Source organism: Achromobacter pulmonis, assembly GCF_902859765.1.
In the GTDB taxonomy this organism is placed as follows: Bacteria; Pseudomonadota; Gammaproteobacteria; order Burkholderiales; family Burkholderiaceae_B; genus Achromobacter; species Achromobacter pulmonis.
Genome location: NZ_CADIJV010000007.1, coordinates 18,471 through 32,743, shown reverse-complemented (window position 1 = coordinate 32,743; position 14,273 = coordinate 18,471). Strand labels below are relative to the sequence as shown.

The 14,273-nt window shown below is 68.0% G+C and carries 17 protein-coding genes; 8 read left to right on the top strand and 9 right to left on the bottom strand.

Features of this window, described 5'->3' with window-relative positions:
- Positions 1–7 precede the first annotated feature (7 nt).
- The 6 genes from HV701_RS08430 to pdxK all read left to right on the top strand — a co-directional run bounded on the left by HV701_RS08430 (position 8) and on the right by pdxK (position 4,243).
- Positions 8–691: a DNA repair protein gene (locus HV701_RS08430; RefSeq protein ID WP_254595144.1), complete on the top strand. Its 684-nt coding sequence runs from the start codon at positions 8–10 to the stop codon at positions 689–691.
- Between the two features lie 83 nt (positions 692–774).
- Complete coding sequence (locus HV701_RS08425) at positions 775–1,245, top strand: YbjN domain-containing protein (RefSeq protein ID WP_175132615.1); 471 nt, start codon at positions 775–777, stop codon at positions 1,243–1,245.
- 91 nt (positions 1,246–1,336) lie between these two features.
- Positions 1,337–2,404, top strand: a complete 1,068-nt coding sequence (locus tag HV701_RS08420; RefSeq protein ID WP_175132614.1) for a peptidylprolyl isomerase — start codon at positions 1,337–1,339, stop codon at positions 2,402–2,404.
- A 94-nt stretch (positions 2,405–2,498) separates the two neighbouring features.
- Positions 2,499–2,819 carry an MbcA/ParS/Xre antitoxin family protein gene (locus HV701_RS08415; RefSeq protein ID WP_254595143.1) on the top strand — a complete coding sequence of 107 codons (321 nt, stop codon included), beginning with the start codon at positions 2,499–2,501 and terminating at the stop codon, positions 2,817–2,819.
- Positions 2,816–3,298, top strand: a complete 483-nt coding sequence (locus HV701_RS08410; protein ID WP_175132612.1) for an RES family NAD+ phosphorylase — start codon at positions 2,816–2,818, stop codon at positions 3,296–3,298. Before HV701_RS08415 ends, HV701_RS08410 begins: the two co-directional genes overlap by 4 nt.
- 81 nt (positions 3,299–3,379) lie before the next feature.
- The gene (pdxK, locus tag HV701_RS08405; protein WP_175132611.1) at positions 3,380–4,243 is read left to right on the top strand and encodes a pyridoxine/pyridoxal/pyridoxamine kinase; all 864 of its coding nucleotides are present in this window, start codon (positions 3,380–3,382) and stop codon (positions 4,241–4,243) included.
- A 33-nt stretch (positions 4,244–4,276) separates the two neighbouring features.
- Here the strand turns inward: pdxK and cynS are convergent, their stop codons facing one another.
- The 6 genes from cynS to HV701_RS08375 all read right to left on the bottom strand — a co-directional run bounded on the left by cynS (position 4,277) and on the right by HV701_RS08375 (position 9,669).
- Entirely contained in the window at positions 4,277–4,720 is a 444-nt protein-coding gene (cynS, locus tag HV701_RS08400) for a cyanase (RefSeq protein WP_175132729.1), read from the bottom strand.
- Positions 4,721–4,729: 9 nt separating this feature from the next.
- A complete protein-coding gene (locus HV701_RS08395; protein WP_175132610.1) occupies positions 4,730–5,524 on the bottom strand; it encodes an ABC transporter ATP-binding protein in 795 nt (264 codons plus the stop codon).
- Positions 5,525–5,529: 5 nt separating this feature from the next.
- Positions 5,530–6,372 (bottom strand): nitrate ABC transporter permease, encoded by an 843-nt coding sequence (gene ntrB, locus HV701_RS08390; protein WP_175132609.1) that lies wholly within the window; start codon positions 6,370–6,372, stop codon positions 5,530–5,532.
- On the bottom strand, positions 6,372–7,745 hold the full coding sequence (locus tag HV701_RS08385) for a CmpA/NrtA family ABC transporter substrate-binding protein (RefSeq protein WP_175132608.1): 1,374 nt from the start codon (positions 7,743–7,745) through the stop codon (positions 6,372–6,374). The genes ntrB and HV701_RS08385 overlap by 1 nt, the downstream gene beginning before the upstream one ends.
- A gap of 131 nt (positions 7,746–7,876) precedes the next feature.
- Positions 7,877–8,515, bottom strand: coding sequence for a response regulator (locus HV701_RS08380; protein WP_175132607.1), 639 nt, complete (start codon positions 8,513–8,515; stop codon positions 7,877–7,879).
- The gene (locus HV701_RS08375) at positions 8,506–9,669 is read right to left on the bottom strand and encodes a PAS domain-containing sensor histidine kinase (RefSeq protein ID WP_175132606.1); all 1,164 of its coding nucleotides are present in this window, start codon (positions 9,667–9,669) and stop codon (positions 8,506–8,508) included. Before HV701_RS08375 ends, HV701_RS08380 begins: the two co-directional genes overlap by 10 nt.
- 194 nt (positions 9,670–9,863) lie before the next feature.
- Between HV701_RS08375 and HV701_RS08370 the strand changes: the two genes are divergently transcribed.
- Both HV701_RS08370 and HV701_RS08365 read left to right on the top strand, forming a co-directional pair.
- Positions 9,864–10,787 carry an ABC transporter ATP-binding protein gene (locus HV701_RS08370; RefSeq protein ID WP_175132605.1) on the top strand — a complete coding sequence of 308 codons (924 nt, stop codon included), beginning with the start codon at positions 9,864–9,866 and terminating at the stop codon, positions 10,785–10,787.
- Entirely contained in the window at positions 10,784–11,545 is a 762-nt protein-coding gene (locus HV701_RS08365; RefSeq protein WP_175132604.1) for an ABC transporter permease, read from the top strand. Before HV701_RS08370 ends, HV701_RS08365 begins: the two co-directional genes overlap by 4 nt.
- A gap of 75 nt (positions 11,546–11,620) precedes the next feature.
- Here the strand turns inward: HV701_RS08365 and HV701_RS08360 are convergent, their stop codons facing one another.
- The 3 genes from HV701_RS08360 to HV701_RS08350 form a co-directional block, all read right to left on the bottom strand.
- Positions 11,621–12,319: a glutathione S-transferase family protein gene (locus HV701_RS08360; RefSeq protein ID WP_175132603.1), complete on the bottom strand. Its 699-nt coding sequence runs from the start codon at positions 12,317–12,319 to the stop codon at positions 11,621–11,623.
- A 122-nt stretch (positions 12,320–12,441) separates the two neighbouring features.
- On the bottom strand, positions 12,442–12,849 hold the full coding sequence (locus tag HV701_RS08355) for a DUF4168 domain-containing protein (protein ID WP_175132602.1): 408 nt from the start codon (positions 12,847–12,849) through the stop codon (positions 12,442–12,444).
- A 224-nt stretch (positions 12,850–13,073) separates the two neighbouring features.
- The gene (locus HV701_RS08350; RefSeq protein ID WP_175132601.1) at positions 13,074–14,255 is read right to left on the bottom strand and encodes an acetyl-CoA C-acyltransferase; all 1,182 of its coding nucleotides are present in this window, start codon (positions 14,253–14,255) and stop codon (positions 13,074–13,076) included.
- Positions 14,256–14,273: the final 18 nt, after the last annotated feature.

The window sequence follows — 14,273 nt, the reverse complement described above, 5'->3', positions numbered from 1 at the left end:
CATGGACATGCATACCTTACGGAACGACGTACGGCCATCCCGCGCGACCGGGCAATGCCGGCGGCTGGCCGCCGCCGTCGCCTTGTGCGCCGCGGGGCTGGGCATGGCGGTGCCGGCGCGAGCCGACACCATGGAAGAGCGGCTGCGTGCCCAGTTGCGCAGCACCACCCAGCAATTGCAGCAGTTACAAAGCGAGCAGGCACAGGTCAACGCCGCCAAGGTGGCGGCCGAGGCTCAGCGCGATGCCGCCCAGAAAGAGCTGGAAGCCGTGCGAGGCCAGTTGGCGCGTGCCACGGGGCAGATCGAGAAGCTGGCCGGGCAGCAGGACGCGGTCATGGCCAGCGCGCAGGCGCAGGTGGCCGCCAGCCAGACGCAATTGGGCAAGTTCCAGGGCGCCTACGACGAACTGCTGGCCTTGTCGCGCAGCAAGGAAGCGGAACGCCAGGTTTTGGCCCGCACTCTGGCGCAGCGCGACACCGAGGCCAAGGCCTGCGTCGCCAAGAACCGCGAGATGTATGAGGCCGGCAAGCAGATCCTGAACGCATACGAGCGCATTGGCGCGGGCGGTATTTTCGCCATGAAGCAGCCATTCGCCGGCAGCGCGCGCGTCAAGTTCGAGGAACAGGCGCAGGCCTATGGCGACCAACTGTACGACGCGCAGGTCGGCGCCGCGGCGCCGGCCCGCCCCTGAGCGGGGCCGGGCGCTGTCTTATCCCTTTCATGCGGGACGATTGTAATGAACAACTTTGCTTCTTTTACCTGGGAATGACTGTAATGACCGACTCCAGCCTGATTCTGGAAATCAACGTGGAACGCCTGCAGGAGTTGCTGCAGGCGGCCGGCTACCGCGTCACCGTGTCCGAGCAGAACGGCATGGTGCAGCTGCTGAGCGCCAGCCAGGGCGTGGGCTTCGCCGCGCGCATGGGCAACCCGGCCATCGAGCCGGGCAGCTACCTGGACTACACGCTGAGCTGCGCGTTGCGCGTGCAGGGTGACCTGCCTCCTGGGTTGGCCGAACGCTGGAACGTGGAAAAGCGCTTTGCCCGCTTGACGCTGCAGGGCGTGTTCCTGGTGCTGGAACTGGACGTGATCCTGGCCGGCGGCGTGTCCGGGAACTATCTGCGCGCCACGGTGGAACTATGGGATCGCCTGCTACAGGAATTCCTGCTGTTCCTGCGTGCCAACGCCAGCATCGAAGCCGGCGCCGAAACCGGCGCCGCAGCCGCCGCCGAGGTGGCCAACTGAGCCATGCGTCTGGCGCGATGCCGCTCGGGCGTTGCCAGCCCCAGTCTGCCGCGGCGGCGCATGGCGCTTTCAAGCAAGCGAGGTTCCGATCATGAACATGCTTTCCAATCAACCGGCGCGGCTGCGCGTGACGATGGCGGTGCTGCTGGTCGCGGTACTGGCCGGCGCCGTGGCGCTGATGCGCGACAGCCCCGCTCAGAGCGGCGAACCGCCTCCCACGGCCGCCAAGGCGGCGCCGGCCAAGGAGGCCGCACCGGCTCCGCTCCAGGCCGACACCCTGCCTGCCGCGGCCAAGGGGCCCGCCGTGGCCACGCTGGGCGCGGTGCAGGTGGACCGCGACGAACTGGTGCGCCAACTCGAATCGTTGCCGCCCGAGGCCCGCGCCCAGCTCAAGGGCAACCGGGGCGCGCTGGACCAGTGGCTGCGCGCCCGCCTGGCGGAAAAAGCGCTGGTCGAACAAGCCCGCGCCCAGGGCTGGCAGGAACGTCCCGAACTCAAGCGCGCCTTCCAGGCGGCGCAGGAGCGTATCGTGCTGCAGACCTACCTGGATTCGGTCACCCGCGCGCCCGACGACTATCCGGCCGAAGCCGACCTGCGGTCCGCCTACGAGCGCGCCAAGCCGCAACTGGCGCAGCCCGCGCTGTACCGCGTCAGTCAGATTTTCCTGCCGGCAGCGTTGGATGACAGCGACGCCGTGGCCGCCGCGCGCAAGCAGGCCCAGGATCTGGTCAAGCGCGCCCAGGCGCCCAAGGCGGATTTCGCCGCGTTGGCCCAGCGCTATTCGCAGGACGGCTCCAGCCGTGCCCAGGGTGGCGACATTGGTTATTTGCCGCTGGCGCAGTTGATGCCGGAAATGCGGCCAGCGGTCGAGCAACTGAAGGCGGGCGAGGTGTCGGCGCCGCTACAGTCGGCCGCCGGCTTCCACATTCTCAAGCTGGTGGACCTGCGCGCCGCCAGCGTGACGCCGTACGAGCGGGTCAAGGACGAGTTGCGAGCCGCGTTGCGGACCCAGCGCCAGGAACTGGCGGCGCGGGCTTACCTGGAGGGGTTGTTGAATGCGGGAACCGTCAGCATTGATGGCGCGGCCCTCAATGCCGCCTTTGACCAGACCGCGGCGGCCACGGTGGCCCAGCCCGCCGTCGCCGCCCGGGCTCCGTGAACCCGGCGGTATCGCGGCGGCGCTGGAGGCGCGGCTCAGCCAGGCTCTGGGCCAGCCCGGGCCGCCCGCCAGCCTGCAGTGCGCGGCCGCGCTGTTGCAATCGCTGCGCGTCGCGTTTGCCGGCGAGTTGCTGCACTGGCTGGCGCTGGTGCCGCAGGTCGAACCCGGCCGGCCGCGCGACCCGTTGCGCGACCGCAGTCTCGATCTTGCCGACCTGCGCGTGCTGTACCGGGCGTTGCGGGTGGCGTGGCTGGCCGAGCTGGTGTTCGGCGGCGTGGAAGGCGCGCGGCGCTGGCTGTGCAGCCCCACGCGCCGGCTGCATGGCCGGGTGCCGCTGCTGCTGTGCCAGTATGGCCGCTACGCCGTGCTGATCGAACAGTGGTTGATCGATATCGACGAAGGAAACGGCCCATGATCGCGCTCTGGCGCTTGAGCAACAGTCAGGACCTGATGCCGCGCGCCCGTCCCGCGGGCCGCTGGCATGGCGCCGGCGCAGCGGTGGTAATGCTGGACGCCACGCCCGCCGCGGCGGTGTTCGCACGCCTGGCGCAGGCCGAGGTGGCGCATCCGCGCGCCTTGCCGCGCCACTACTTTCTGCTGGAGGTGACGGCGCCGGCCGCGGCCGTGGCCGCGCCCCGGCCTCCGGCGGGCTGGCAGAGCGATCCGCAGGCGGCGCGCGCTTTTGGCAATGCCTGGCTGGCGCGTGGCGAGACGCTGCTGCTGCGGGTGCCATCATTGGCCGGGGGCTTCCAGTACCTGCTGAATGCCGACCATCCGCAGCGCGCGCAGTGCCAGATCGTGTCATCGCTGGCCTATCCGTTCGCGCCGCATCTGGCGGGTATCGATGGCGCCGTACTGGAAGGCGCCGGCTGGCTGGCGTCGACGCGCGATTGAGGCGGCGCCCGGAGCGGGCAGCGGCGGAAGAGTGGGCATAGAATAAGGCCGAATCCGTCTTTGTCCGCAGGAGCCTGCCGCATGACCGCCCATCCCGCTGCCCCGACCCCCGGCGCAGCGTTGCCCGCCGTGACCGCGCGGGTCGACGTCGTCTCCATCCAATCCCAGGTTGTCTACGGCTGCGTTGGCAACAACGCCGCGATGCCGGTGTTCCGCCAGGCCGGGCTGCGCGCCATCGCGCTGCCCACGGTGATTCTGAGCAATACCCCGCACTATCCGACGCTGCATGGCGGCGCGATGCCGCCGGACTGGTTCCAGGGGCTGCTGCGCGGCCTGGACGAGCGCGGCGTGACCGCGGTGGCGCGCGCCGTGGTCTGCGGCTACCTGGGTCAGCCCGCCCAGGCCGACCTGCTGGCGGACTGGCTGAGCGGGCTGCGCGCCACGCGGCCCGAGGTGCGCGTGCATATCGATCCGGTCATGGGCGACCGCAACGACGGTCTGTACGTGGACGCCGGGCTGGTGGCGCAGTACCGCCGCAGGCTGGTGCCACAGGCCCACGGTATGACGCCCAACCATTTCGAGCTGGAGCAGATGGTGGGCCGGCCGCTGGCCTCGATCGACGAGGTGGCGGCGGCCGCGCGCGAGCTGATGGCCGAAGGGCCGGAATGGATCGTGGTCACCAGCGCCGCGCCGCAAGCGGCGGCGCCTGGCACCCTGCAGTTGGCGGTGGTGACGGCCGCCGACTGCAGGGTGCTGCGCCACCCCGAGGTCGCCATCCCGGCGTCGGTGCATGGCACGGGCGACGTGTTCATGGCGGCGATCACGGCGCGGCTGCTGGCCGGCGACCCCCTGGAGGACGCGGCGCGCGATGCCGCTGCCGCGGTGACCGGCGCCTTGGCGCGCACCCGCGACCTGGGCTGGGAAGAACTGGCGGTGGAAGGCTGACGCCGGCGGGCCGGTGCGCCAATCCGGGCCGCGTCAGTACATCTTGTACGGCAGGAATTTGCCGCTCATCACGATCTGCACCCGGTCGCCCTTGGGGTCGGACTCGCGCGCCAGATCCATCTTGAAGTCGATGGCGCTCATGATGCCATCGCCGAATTCCTCGTGGATCAGCGCCTTGAAGGTGCTGCCGTAGACATTGACCAGTTCATAGAAGCGGTAGATCAGCGGATCGGTCGGCACCGTGGTGGGCAGCGAGCCCTTGTACGGCACCATCTGCAACTGGGTCACGGCGTCGGCGGGCAGGTCCAGCAGGCGGGCGGCAGCCTGGGCCTGGGTTTCGGTCATGGTCATCTGGCCCAACAGCGCGGCCGTGGTCCACTCCTTGCTCTGGCCCACGGCCTCGGCGATGGCGGCCCAGGAGAGTTTCTTTTCGAGGCGGCGGGTGACAATCAGTTCGGTGACTTCGGCGCGGGACATCATGGGGATTCACTCCTTGTGGGAAGCCTTGTCGACCAGGAAGTCGACGAGATGGTTGCGGATTTCGTAGTAGCGCGGCTCGTGGTGCAGGCTGGCGCGGGTCCGGCCGCGCGGCAGGTCCACGTCGACGGACTCGGCGATGCGGGCGTGGGGGGCCGCGCTCATCAGCAGGATGCGGTCGGACAGCAGGATGGCTTCGTCCACGTCGTGCGTGATCATGAATACCGTCTGGCGCGTTTCCTGCACAATGGCGCGCAGTTCGTCCTGGATGGTGCCGCGGGTCAGCGCGTCGAGCGCGCCGAAGGGCTCATCCAGCAATAGCATGCGCGGCTGAATGGCGAAGGCCCGGGCGATACCCACGCGCTGTTTCATGCCGCCCGACAGTTCGCAGGGCTTCTTGTCGGCGGCATGGGCCAGGCCGACCATGTCCAGGTAGCGCAGGCTGTGTTCGCGCGCCTGGGTCCGGGAGTATTGCGGCCAGCGCGAACGCACGCCGAATTCGACGTTCTGCAATGCGCTCAACCAGGGCAGCAGGGCGTGCGCCTGGAACACCACGCCGCGCGACAGGGACGGCCCGGCGATTTCGCGGCCGTCCATGATGACCACGCCCTCGCTGGCCTCGTCGATGCCCGCCAGGATATTGAGGATGGTGGTTTTGCCGCAGCCCGAGTGGCCGATGACGCAGACGAATTGCCCTTGCGCGATATCGAAGCCGATGTGCTCGAACACCGGCGCGCTTGCCTGGCCGTTGCGTCCGGGATAGCGCTTGGCCAGCGCCTGCACTTGCAGAAAGGGGGGGCTCATGGTGTTCACTCCCGATAGCTGACGAGCCGCGTGGCGCGCGCCAGCAGGGTGTCCAGCAGCATGCCGATCAGGCCGATGAACAGGATGGCGCAGATGATGTTGGCGATGGAAAGGTTGTTCCACTCGTTCCAGACGAAATAGCCGATGCCGGTGCCGCCAATCAGCATTTCCGCGGCCACGATCACCAGCCAGGCGATACCGACCGAGATGCGCATGCCGGTCATGATGGTGGGCGCGGCCGCCGGCAGGATGACCCGCAGCGCGGTTCGCAGGCGCGAGACCTCCAGCGTGCGCGCCACATTCAGCCAATCCTGCCGTACGCTGGCCACGCCGAAGGCCGTGTTCGCCAGCATCGGCCAGAGCGAGCAGATGAAAATCACGAAGATGGCCGAGGTATTGGCATCCTTGATGGTATAGAGCGCCAGCGGCATCCAGGCCAGCGGCGAGATCGGCTTGAGCACCTGGATGAACGGATCGACGGCGCGGTGGACCATGCGGGACATGCCGACCAGGAAGCCCAGCGGAATCGCCACCAGCGCCGCCAGCAGGAAGCCGGTCAGCACCCGCGCCACCGAATACGCCAATTGCACGCCGATGCCCTTGTCGTTCGGGCCGCGATCGTAGAACGGATCGCGCAGGTGCTGCCACAGCTTGGCGCCGACCTCGGCGGGACCGGGGAAAGGCGTCGCCGAACCGCTGGCGGCGGCGCTGCCGACCAGCGCCGCGTAGGCCGGATCGACCGTCACGGTGCCTTCGGCGGGGCGGGTGGCGACGTGCCAGATCAGCAGGAACGTCAGGAACAGCGCGACGGAAAGGCCGGTGGCGCGCCAGGGTTGCTGCGCCTGCATCAAGTCCTCCGGATCTTGAAGCTGGCCAGGTAGGCCTCGGGCTGGCTGGCGTCGAACGGCTTGCCCATCACGCTGAAGGTCTTGGCGCTTTCGGCGGGCGGCGTCAAGCCGGCCTCGCGCATCAGGCGCAGCGCGTCGGTTGCCAGGAAAACTTCGTTGGCGACCTTCTGGTAGTCCACCTCGCCTTTTATCTGGCCCCAGCGCTTCATCTGCGTCAGGATCCACACCGCGAACGAGCCCCAGGGCATCGGATCGAAGTCGATGCGCTCGGGGTCCGACAGCACGTTGCCCAGGCCGTCGGCATAGGTGCCGGTGAGCACCTGTTCGACCACTGTGACCGGCTGGTTCAGGTAGTTGGGCGTGGCGATGGCGCTGGCGATTTCCTTGCGATGGGCCGGGGCGCGGGCGTAGGCGGTGGCTTCGATAATGGCCTTGAGCAGCGCCTGGTAGGTATTGGGCTGGGTGGTGACGAACTCACGGCTGGCGGAAAAGGCGCAACACGGATGGCCATCCCAGATCGCCTTGGACAGCGTGTGGATGAAGCCCACGCCGTCATATACCGCGCGCTGGTTGACCGGGTCGGGCGCGAGAAATCCGTCGATATTGTCCGCGCGCAGGTTGGCCACCATCTCCGGCGGGGGCACCGACCGGATCTGCACATCGGTGTCGGGATCGATGCCGTGCTCGGCCAGGTAATAGCGCAGCAGGTAGTTGTGCATGGAATAGTCGAACGGCACGGCGAACTTGAAGCCTTTCCAGTCCTTCGGGTCGCGCCGGTTCTTGTGCTTCATGGCCAGCGTGATGGCCTGGCCGTTGATGTTCTCGACGGCCGGCATGGTCCAGGGCTGCGGGCGGCTGGCGCCTGCCCCCAGCGAGATGGCCAGCGGCATCGGCGACAGCATGTGGGCGGCGTCGTATTCGCCGGACATGGCTTTGTCGCGGATCAGCGCCCAGCCTGCCGTCTTCACCACCTCCACATCCAGGCCCTGCTTGCCGTAGAAGCCCATGGGATGCGCCATGATGATGGGCGTGGCGCAGGTGATGGGAATGAAACCCACCTTCAGCTTGCGTTTTTCGAGCGGGCCGGTGGACTGCGCGAAGGCCTCCTTGGCGGCAGCCAGCGGGAACAGCGCGGCGACCGCCGCCATGGCGGTGCCGCTGCCCACCGCGCGCAGAAAGCGGCGCCGCAGCGCATCCTGGGGGAACAGGGCGCGCATGACGGCGTTTTCCACTGCGTTGTCGGCCGCGTGCGCCAGGGTGGCGTCAGGGGCCGCCGTCCGCGCGGCGCGCTCGTGCTCGGCGCGGGACGCGTGGCGACCGCAGCCGCAGGCCAGGCGGCTGCCGGGGTCGAACGGATTGCTGAACAGGGACATGGGAGCCTCCGGTTTGGGAATGCCCCCATCTTGGCGCCGGCCGTGCCTGCGCGCTATCGCCGGTTCGACGATATGCGTGTAGTGCGCCAACTACACAGTGCGTGGCCTGCGCCAGGGTGGTGCGTGATGGCTCAGCGGGCACCCAGCTGGTGCGTGTTGGCGTAGGCCACCAGTTCGACCAGCGTGCGCACGCCGAGTTTCTCGAAGACCCGTGCGCGGTAGGTGGAAATGGTGTTCACCGACAGCGCCAGTTGCTCGCCGATGGCCGATACCGATTTGCCGGCCACCAGCAGTTGCAGCACCTGGAATTCGCGGTTGGACAGCAGTTCATGCGGCGGGCGGGTGCTGTCCTGGCGCACGGTGTGCGCCAGCAGCTCGGCGACCGGGCCGGTGACATACATCCTGCCGGCGGCGGCGTTGACCAGCGCGGCGAGCAGTTCGTCCGGGTCGCAGCCCTTGTTCAGGTAGGCATGGGCGCCCGCGCGCAGGGCCCGCACCGCGAATTGCGATTCGGGATAGACCGACAGCATGACCACGCCCAGCGCCGGATGGTCGGCGCGCACTGTCTTGAGCATGTCCAGACCGTCGCGCTCGCCCAGCGCCACGTCCAGCACCATCGCGTTATAACGGTCCTGGCGCAGCGCGCGCAGGGCGGCCGGGGCGTCAGCGGCTTCGGTCACCGCGCCGATCCGCGGGTCTTCCTGCAGGATGCGGGCCAGGCCACGGCGGATGATCAGGTGGTCGTCGACGATTAGCAGGTTCAAGGGCATGACGAGGACGCTCCGGTCAAGGGCGGGTTCAGCCGCAGGCGGGCGCGCATGCCGGCGCCGGGCGCGCTGTCCAGTTCCAGCTCGCCGCCGATGGCGCGGGCCCGCTCGCGCATGCCCAGGATGCCGAAGGTCTGCCGCGTCTGCGGCAGCGCCATGCCGACGCCGTCGTCCTCCACCGCCAGCAGCAGTCCATCGTCGCCCCAGACCGCGCTGACGCTGACGCTGCGGGCCCGTGCGTGGCGCTGCACATTGGTCAGCAGTTCCTGCACGATGCGGTAGACGGCGATTTCGGCTGCCGGCGCCAGCCGTCGGCATTCGGTATCGGGGGGGCACAGGTAGCGGCACTGCAGGCCGCTGCGGGCCTGCAGGTCCTGCAGCAGGGTTTCCAGCGCCGCCCACAGGCCCAGGTGGTCCAGCACTACCGGCCGCAGGTCGTTCAGGATGCGGCGGGTGGCGTCCATCGCCACCTGCGTGACTTCCAGCATCCGGTCCAGGTGCGCCTGCAGCGGGGGTTGCGCCGCAAGTTGCCGGCGCAGCCAGTTCAGGTCCAGTTGCAGCGCGGTGAACGAGGCGCCCAGGTCGTCGTGGATGTTGCGGGCGATATGGGCCCGCTCCTGTTCGCGCAGCGTGCTCAGGTGCGAGGACAGGCGCCGCAGCGATTCATGGGCGGCGCTCAGTTCGGCCGTGCGCGCGTCCACCCGCGCTTCCAGCAGCGCCCGGGTGGCATGCAGTTCGCGCTCGATGCGTTTGCGCGCGGTGATGTCGGAGAAAGTCACTACGGCCCCCACCACTTCCTGCTCGTTGCGGATGGGGTACGACGCGTACTGGGCGTCGAAGCACGAGCCGTCGCGCCGCCACAGCACCTCGTCGTCCACCCGTTCGCCGCGGCCGTCGCGGAAAGCGTTGAAAATGCGGCAGTCGTGTACCGGCATCAAGGTGCGGTCGGCGTGCGAATGGTGGATCAGGTAGTGCATATTGCGGCCCACCACCTCGTCCGGGGTGTAGCCCAGCATGGCGGCCCCGGCGCCATTGATGAAAATGCAGCGGCCGCGCAGGTCGATGCCATAGATGCCTTCGCCGGCTGATTCCAGCAGCATTTCCAGCTGGCGGCGCCAGGCGGCGTGGTGTGACAGGTGTTTCAGATCCGCGAACATGCCTTATGGCGGGCCTGGAGGGCCCGGCTCCCCGGTATGTGGGCGTATTCCGCCCTGTTATTGTCCTGCCAGCGAAGTGTAAGGCAGGCGGTCCCATTTATTGCATTTTCCAAACACACCGTTCCGCCAGCCCGAACAAGCCGCCCGCGCCCGAGGGGTAAAATCAGCGGCTGACCACCACGCCGGGAGCAAGAGTGCAGCCTGTCATTTCAGTTCAAGGCCTATCCAAGCGATATGCCTCCGGATTCCAGGCGCTCAAGCGCGTCGACCTGGAAATCCAACGCGGTGAGATCTTCGCCTTGCTCGGCCCCAACGGCGCCGGCAAGACCACGCTCATCAGCATCATCTGCGGCATCGTCAACCCGACCGAGGGCCGCGTGCTGGCCGACGGCCATGACATTCTCACCGACTTCCGGGCCGCGCGCAGCGCGATCGGCCTGGTGCCGCAGGAAATCTCCACCGACGCTTTCGAAAGCGTGTGGAACACGGTGACGTTCAGCCGCGGCCTGTTCGGTAAGCCCGCGAACCCCGCATACATCGAGAAGGTGCTGCGCGACCTGTCGCTGTGGGACAAGAAGGACAGCCGCATCATGGCCCTGTCCGGCGGCATGAAGCGGCGCGTGATGATCGCCAAGGCGCTGTCGCACGAACCCAAGATCCTGTTCCTGGACGAACCCACCGCCGGCGTCGACGTCGAATTGCGGCGCGGCATGTGGGACATGGTGCGGCAGCTGCGCGAGAACGGCGTCACCATCATCCTGACCACCCATTACATCGAGGAAGCCCAGGAGATGGCCGACCGCGTCGGCGTGATCCGCAAGGGCGAGATCATTCTGGTCGAGGAAAAAGACGCGCTCATGACCAAGCTGGGCAAGCGCCGCCTGACGCTGACGCTGAAAGCGCCGCTGCCGGGCATCCCGACGGCGCTGGAGCCGTTCCACCTGGAAATGTCGGCCGATGGCCGCCAGCTGGTCTACACCTACGACAACCAGGGCGGCGGAGAGATCTCCGGCCTGCTGCGGCGCCTGACCGAACTGGACATCGAATTCACCGACCTCAATTCCTCGGAAAGCTCGCTCGAGGAGATCTTCGTCAGCCTGGTGCACGGACAATCATGAATTTCTACGCAATCCGCGCCATCTATCGCTTCGAAATGGCCCGCGCCTGGCGCACCCTGATGCAGAGCGTGCTGTCGCCGGTCATTTCCACTTCCCTGTACTTCGTGGTGTTCGGCTCGGCCATCGGTTCGCACATGGTGCAGATCGACGGCGTCAGCTACGGCGCCTTCATCGTGCCCGGCCTGATCATGCTGTCGCTGCTGACCCAGAGCGTGGCCAACGCCTCGTTCGGCATTTACATGCCGCGCTTTTCGGGCACCATCTATGAGATCCACTCGGCGCCCATTTCGTACCTGGAGATCGTGGCCGGCTATGTCGGGGCGGCGGCCAGCAAGTCCATCATCCTGGGGCTGATCATGCTGGCCACGGCGCGTCTGTTCGTGCCGTTCGAGATCGCGCATCCGTTCTGGATGCTGGGCTTCCTGCTGCTTACGGCCGTCACCTTCAGCCTGTTCGGCTTCATCATCGGCGTCTGGGCCGACGGCTTCGAGAAGCTGCAGATCATTCCGCTGATGATCATCACGCCGCTGACCTTCCTGGGCGGCACGTTCTATTCCATCAAGATGCTGCCGCCGTTCTGGCAGGCGGTGACGCTGTTCAATCCGGTGGTTTACCTGGTCAGCGGTTTTCGCTGGGCGTTCTATGGCGTGGCCGACGTGAACGTCACCGTCAGCGTCGCCATGACGCTGGTGTTTCTGGCCATCTGCCTGGTGGTGGTGCGCTGGATCTTCAAGACCGGCTATCGCCTGAAGACCTGAGCCGCGCCCTGGCGTGGCTGCCCGCCGGGGCGGCCAGCGCCTGGCGCCGGCGGGTGCCCGCCTGCGGGTATCCGGTTACGCCGCCGCCACCGGCGCCTGACGCGCCAGCCCGCCATGGGCGTCGAGCAGCCGCTCGCGCCACGCGGCCACCGGATCGTCGTCCGCCAGCAGTTCCAGCGCGCTGGTGCAGCGCGCCCACATGAAGAAACCGAATACCGCATAGTCCGCGTAGGCCGGCTGCGTGCCGGCCAGGTATGGCTGCCGCGCCAGCATCTGGCGCAGCGGCAGCAGCGATGCGCGCAAGGCCGCGAGCTGTTCGTCGCGCGAGGCGGGCAGGTCTTCGAGCGGGCCGAAGCGCTTTTCGCGCGTGTGGCGGAAGTAGTCCTTGTCCTTGGCGTCGATCAGCGCGTGGATTTCCGGCAGCAGCAGCCGCGCCAGCGTCGGCACCAGGGTGGTGTCGGCCCAGCTGTTGGCGAACAGGCTCAGGGCGCGGCCGGTGTCGCCGCCGAACAGCGACGGACGGTCGGGGAAGGTGTCTTCCAGGTAACAGGCGATCTGCCAGGAATCGCTGACCACGTGCTCGCCGTGCACCAGCACCGGCACCAGTTTCTGGCCCGAGAATTCGATCGCTTCCTTGTCGGTGAAGCGCCAGGGCACTGTCTTGGCGTCCAGGCCCTTGTGGGCCAGCGCCATGTGCGTTTTCCAGCAATGCGGACTGAAGCGCAGCGTCGGGTCGGCGCCGGCCAGGTCGTAGAGGATGAGATCGGATGTCAAGATGCCGCGCTCCTTGGAGGAAGAGGCCCCGGGCCTGGGGACAGCGCTCTAGGATACCTCCGATGGCGGCGCGGCCGCGAGCGCCGGCCGGCCGGGCGCGGCCATGCCGGCGCGCGCGGCGCTTACTGCGTGGCGGCGCCGGCCTGGCCCATGTTCATCAGGCGCTGCTTGACCTGCGGGTTCTGCTGCACGGCGCGGCCGATGCCGTTGAACTCCTCGACCGACAGGCCATCGGCCCGCACCAGCTTGACCATCTTGGCGTCGGCCTCCTGGATCACCTTTTGTTTGTCGGCATCGGTCTTGGCGGCGTCGACCTTGGGACGGTACTCGTTCACCACGCCCGAGACCTTCTGCGATGCCGAGGCGAAGCGCTGCAACTGCTGGTCGGTGGGCTGCGCGGCGGCCGGCGCCATCGGCGCCTGTGATTGTGCCTGGCCGGCGGGGGCGTTCTGCGCCGCCAGGACGGGCGCGGCGGACAGCGCGGCCGTCACCATGAGGGCCGATAGGATTGCGGTTTTGGAACGCTGCATGAAACCTCCTTGTTCCGGATGTGTGTCCGGCCATGATCGCAACGCTGGCGGGGAGGCTTCAAGTTTCGCAATGTGTTTTCCTGTGTCGGCGGGCCACTGTGGGGTGGCCCGGCGCGGCAGGGCGGCGCCGGGGGCGCCGCGGATACGTTTGCGCGCAATTCAGTGACGTCTGCAAACGGGGGCGTGACCATTTTTCAGGCCCGCCCCGCCCGGGGCGCGCCGCTTCAGGCCATTTCCAGCGCGATCGCGGTGGCCTCGCCGCCGCCAATGCACAGCGTCGCCACGCCGCGCTTGCCTTGCGTCGCCTTGAGCGCGCCCAGCAGCGACACCATGATGCGCGCGCCCGAAGCGCCGATCGGGTGGCCGACCGCGCAGGCGCCGCCGTGGATGTTGACCTTGTCGCGCGGGATGCCGTGTTCCTTCATGGCGGCCATGGTGACCGCGGCAAAGGCTTCGTTGATCTCGAACAGATCGACGTCGGCGGTCTTCCAGCCGGTCTTGTCGTAGAGCTTCTTGATCGCGCCGACCGGGGCGGTGGTGAACCACTCGGGTTCCTGCGCGAAGCTGGCATGGCCGACGATGCGGGCGATGGGCTTGCAGCCGAGCTTCTTGGCGGTGGACTCGCGCATCAGCACCAGCGCGGCGGCGCCGTCGGCGTTGCCCGACGAGGACGCGGCGGTGATGGTGCCGTTGGCGGCGAAGGCCGGCTTGAGCGTCGGAATCTTCTCGACGTTGAGCTTTTGCGGACGCTCGTCCTGCTCGACCACCGTGTCGCCCTTCTTGGACTTGATGGTGACGGGCACGGTTTCCCATTTCAGCACGCCGTCGCGGGCGGCCTTCTGCGCGCGCGAGACCGATTCCATGGCGAAGGTGTCCTGTTCCTCGCGGGTGAAGCCGTACTTGGCGGCGCAGTCCTCGCCGAACGTGCCCATGGCGCGGCCCACCTGGTAGGCGTCTTCCAGGCCGTCGAGCATCATGTGGTCGTACATGGTGGCGTGGCCGGCGCGATAGCCGCCGCGCGCCTTGGTCAGCAGGTAAGGCGCGTTGGTCATGGATTCCATGCCGCCGGCCACCACCACGCCGTAGGTGTCGGCGATGATGCCGTCATGGGCCAGCATGGCAGCCTGCATGCCCGAGCCGCATACCTTGGACACGGTGATGGCGCCCACCGACGACGGGATGCCCGCCTTGATGGACGCCTGGCGCGCCGGGGCCTGGCCCTGGCCGGCCTGCAGCACGTTGCCCATCAGCACCGCGTCGACCTGATCGGGCTTGAGGCCTGCGCGCTCGAGCGCGGCGCCGATGGCGACGGCGCCCAGCTCATTGGCGGACAGCGTGGAAAATTCGCCCTGGAAGGCGGCCAGCGGGGTGCGCACGGCACTCACGATAACGATGGGATCAGACATGTGAACGCTCCTTGTCGA